The 673-nt window shown below is 63.0% G+C and carries 1 pseudogene; it reads left to right on the top strand.

Annotated features, from left to right (window positions below):
* Positions 1-673 (top strand): annotated as a pseudogene (locus tag VBE63_RS31025) (glutamate synthase subunit alpha); the annotation flags it as partial.

The following is a 673-nucleotide window of genomic DNA, read 5'->3' as shown; positions in this document are numbered from 1 at the left end:
GGACGCCTTCGAGCGCCGCCTGTTCGTGGTGCGCAAACGGATGGACAATGAGATCCGTGCCCACGGCTACGACAAGACCGCCTATTACGTCGCCTCGATGTCGTCACGGACCATCAACTACAAGGGCATGTTGCTCGCCGGTCAGGTCGGCAACTATTACCTCGACCTGCGCGATGAACGCTTCGAGTCGGCGCTGGCGCTGGTACACCAGCGCTTCTCGACCAATACCTTCCCAACCTGGGATCTGGCGCAGCCGTTCCGAATGATCTGCCACAACGGCGAGATCAACACCCTGCGCGGCAATGTCAACTGGATGGCGGCGCGTCGGCATACGATGCGCTCCGAGGTCCTCGGCGATGACCTCGACACTATCTGGCCGCTGATCCCCGAGGGTCAGTCGGATTCGGCCTGTTTTGACAATGCGCTCGAGCTATTGGTGATGGGCGGCTACTCGCTGGCGCAGGCGATGATGATCCTGATCCCGGAGGCCTGGTCTGGCAACAGGCTGATGGACGAGAAGCGCCGCGCCTTCTACGAGTTCCATGCCGCGCTGATGGAGCCCTGGGACGGCCCGGCCGCGATCGCCTTTACCGACGGCCGCCAGATCGGCGCCACGCTCGACCGCAACGGCCTGCGTCCAGCGCGCTATCTGGTCACCAACGATGACCTGGTT

Origin of the sequence: Lamprobacter sp., from assembly GCF_034860625.1 — a bacterium.
Lineage (GTDB): Bacteria > Pseudomonadota > Gammaproteobacteria > Chromatiales > Chromatiaceae > Lamprobacter.
The sequence above is the reverse complement of the archived record's forward strand: the minus strand, read 5'-3'. Positions and strand labels throughout refer to the sequence as shown.